Source organism: Frankia sp. CeTa3Moorea, from assembly GCF_978021225.1.
Window position 1 is genome coordinate 1 of sequence record NZ_CDXDOR010000266.1, and the last position, 3,481, is coordinate 3,481.

At 70.5% G+C, this 3,481-nt stretch carries 3 protein-coding genes; 2 read left to right on the plus strand and 1 reads right to left on the minus strand.

Annotated features, from left to right (window positions below; all coding sequences use genetic code 11):
- The coding region (locus tag AC08OV_RS24060) for an IS607 family transposase (protein ID WP_476620373.1) at window positions 1-490 on the minus strand (490 nt) is incomplete at its 3' end.
- 147 nt (window positions 491-637) lie between these two features.
- Here AC08OV_RS24060 and AC08OV_RS24065 point away from each other — a divergent pair.
- Window positions 638-2,665, plus strand: a complete 2,028-nt coding sequence (locus AC08OV_RS24065) for a serine/threonine-protein kinase (protein WP_476620374.1) — start codon at window positions 638-640, stop codon at window positions 2,663-2,665.
- A gap of 65 nt (window positions 2,666-2,730) precedes the next feature.
- A complete protein-coding gene (locus AC08OV_RS24070; RefSeq protein ID WP_476620375.1) occupies window positions 2,731-3,366 on the plus strand; it encodes an alpha-ketoglutarate-dependent dioxygenase AlkB in 636 nt (211 codons plus the stop codon).
- Window positions 3,367-3,481: the final 115 nt, after the last annotated feature.

The following is a 3,481-nucleotide window of genomic DNA, read 5'->3' on the forward strand; positions in this document are numbered from 1 at the left end:
TCGATGTCAGGATCTCGGTGACGTCACCGACCAGGTCGTCATCGACCTCGGCCGGGTCGACCACCAGCAGCCGGCGGCCGGACGCGGACAGCGCGGCCTCGACATACTCGGCGCCGAACCGCGCGAACCGGTCCCGATGCTCCACGACGATCGTCGTCACATCCGGGTCGCGCAGCAGCGCGAGAAACTTCCCGCGGTGGCCGCCCAGGGCGGAGCCGACCTCGGTCACGACCTTGTCGACAGACAGGTTCCGCCCGGTCGCCCACGCAGTCACCCGGGCGACTTGCCGGTCCAGGTCGGGGCGCTGGTCAGCCGATGACACCCGGGCGTATACGGCGATCAATCCATCGCCCGCCGGCCGGCCAGGTTCGCCGACGAGGATCAGCCCGCCGACCTTGCGCGCCGGAACCGGGAGCGCACCGGCCGCGTACCAACGGCGCGCGGTCACGTACGCCACGCCCTGCGACTCGGCCCACTCCTTGAGGTTCACAAGACCATCATAGACTGCCATAGAGCGCTAATGACTACTGAAAGCGCAACAGGTGCTTCCCTCACTAAAGTAGCCGTCCGGAGGAGCTGCCCGATGAACGGACACGGACGGCATATGCGCCATGTACGGGGAGGATCGGGGAGGACTGTGGTAGGCCATGCGGGACTGGTCGTCGCCGGCCGTTACCGACTCCAGGACCGCCTCGGGGCTGGCGGGATGGGGGCCGTCTGGCGGGCGACCGACCAGATGCTACGGGTCGACGTCGCGCTCAAGGAAGTCTCGATCCCCGTCGACTCGACGCCGGGGGAGTGGACCGAACGGATCACCCGCGCACGGCGGGAAGGGATGAACGCCGCCCGCCTTCGGGGTCATCCCGGGATCGTCAGCGTCCATGACGTGGTCGAGGACGGCGGGCTGCCGTGGATCGTCATGGACCTCATCATCCCGGCCCGGTCGGTAGCGGATCGGCTGCGGGGATCGGGCGGGCTACGGCCGGATGAGACGGCGTCGATCGGAGCCGCGGTCGCCGATGCCCTCGCCTTCGCCCACGCGAAGGGCGTCGTTCATCGCGACATCAAACCGGGCAACATCCTGCTGGCGGAGAATGGCCGGGCACTCGTCACCGACTTCGGTATCGCCGCGCACAACGACGACAGTCGGATGACCGCCGCCGGAGTGGTCGGCACCATCGCCTATGTCGCTCCCGAACGGCTCGGCGGTCAGCCCGCGGACGGACGTAGTGACGTGTTCTCCCTGGGAGTCACCCTTTACCAGATGGTGGAGGGGAGGTTACCGTTCCAGGCCGACACGACCGCCGGGCTGCTCAGCGCGATCCTGTTCGAACCGCCGCGCCCGACCGTGCTCGCCGGTCCACTCCGGCCGGTGCTGGAGGCGATGCTCGAGAAGGACCCGGTAGTCCGGCTGGATGCCGCGGCTGCCGCGCGCGCCCTCGCCTCCCTCGCGGCCGGGGGACCGGCATCACCGGTGCTGGTACCGCCACAGGTGCCAGCACCGGTATCGCCACCGGCACCACCGCCGGCACAGGTACCGACACCGCCGTTGCCGCGGGTACCTACGGTCTCGCGACCGGCAACGGCCCTGCTGCCGCCCGTCGGCGAGCCGGAGGCAGGCGGTTCGCGGTGGCCCGACTCCGGGATGCCTGGGACACCCGGGATGCCTGGGACACCTGGGACACCTGGGACACCCGGGATGCCTGGGACGCCCGGGGCGCCTGGCCGCCTCTCGGGCCGGGTGTGGCTCGTGGCCGGGACGTTGACAGCCGTCCTCGCGATCCTGGCCGGGGTGTTCCTCGCCCGCGGTGGTGTCGGCGCCCATCCGGGCGACGGGTCCCTGACCGGCACCGCGTCCTCGACGGTGGCCGCGACCGGACCGGAAGACGGCGTCCCGAGGGTATCGCCGTCCGCGGCCGCGAGCGGCGCGGGGAGCGGCGCGGGGAGCGCTGCGGGGACCAGGGCGGGGACCGGGGCGAGAACGAGCTCGGCCATCGCAGCCGGCTCCCCCCGACCGTCCCAGGAGCTCACCGTCGTGCCCTCCTTCTCCCCCGCCGCGCCCGGGGTGTCGCAGTACAGCGCCGACTATTACGCAACCCTCACCAGAAGCCGGCAGGACGGCTTCCTGCTGCGGGTCGGATTCGACGCGACCGGCCGTAGCGACCTGCGGGATCCGCGGACATCCTGCGTGCTGGTCTCGTCGGGTTCTCGCGAGTTCCGGCTGTTTCCCGTCCAGGCCGAGGTGCCGGTGAGCTTCTCCGGACGGTATTCCGGAACACTGACGTTCTCGCTCGCGCTGCCGGGAAGCTACCGTTTCCGCTACTCGTGCCAGGCGGACTACTCGCCTGCGCTCCTCGGCACGGTGACGATGCCGTCGGTGGCGGTGAGCGTTTATGACGACAACTACTTCGTGAATGTGCTGGAGGTACGCGTCGGAGCCGGTCGGACGGTCGTGTTGTTCGCCGCCGCGGGAGCGGCGGATCTCCGGGTGCCGGCTACGTCGTGCCTTCGGTCGGAAGGCGGGATCCGTAGGCCTGTCGTGGAGCTGAAGACCTCGCGGAAGTCGCTGACGGGGGCGACGTACATCGGAACGATGCGGTTCGAGGGGACCCCGCCGGCTACCTTCGTCTATTCCTGCTCCGATTACTCGCCTGTCAACCTGTGACGGCGGTCGGGTCGGCAGGCCTGTCGCAGACCCGTCTTCGAACGTGTGTTTGGTAATGTCGAAGCATGGAGATCGCGGCGTTCCAGGCCTCGTTGCTTGATGACGCCCCGGCGGTCGAGGTCGGTCCACTCGGGACGTCCGTCCGGCGAGTCGGGCTCGCGCGGGGCGCGTGGGTCGATGTGCGGCCCCGCTGGATCGTTGGAGCCGACGTGCTCTTCGAGCGGCTGCGCGATCGTGTCCCCTGGCGGGCGGAGCAACGGACGATGTACGACAGGGTCGTCGACATTCCCCGGCTGCTCGCCTTCTACGACGAGCGTGCGTCGCTGCCCGACCCGGCGCTCGACGCGGCGAAGCGGGTCCTCGACGAGCACTATGCGGCCGAGCTGGGCGAGGGCTTCGCCACCGCCGGGCTGTGCCTGTATCGCGACGGGCGTGACAGTGTGGCCTGGCATGGCGATCGCGTCGGGCCGGGCGGTGTCCGCGACACCATGGTCGCGATCGCCGTCCTAGGTGCTCCGCGGGCGTTGCTGCTGCGGCCTCGGGGCGGGGGCGGTCCGACGATCCGGCACGACCTGGGTCACGGCGACCTGCTCGTGATGGGAGGCAGCTGCCAGCGCACGTGGGACCATGCCGTGCCCAAGACGGCGCGGCCGGTGGGGCCGCGGATCAGTGTTCAGTTCCGCCCGCGCGGCGTGCGCTGAGCCGCTGCCCCTCAGCGAGCGGAAAGCCACGGAATATCCGGCCTCGGACCACCACCACCCGCCGGCAGGTCGTCTCCCACCATCGGATCCCGGGCGGAGTGGGGCAGGGCAGGGC

Bases quoted from the DNA above. Each gene is read 5' to 3' on its own strand.
- AC08OV_RS24070 (WP_476620375.1), top strand. From the start codon at position 2,731: ATGGAGATCGCGGCGTTCCAGGCCTCGTTGCTTGATGACGCCCCGGCG.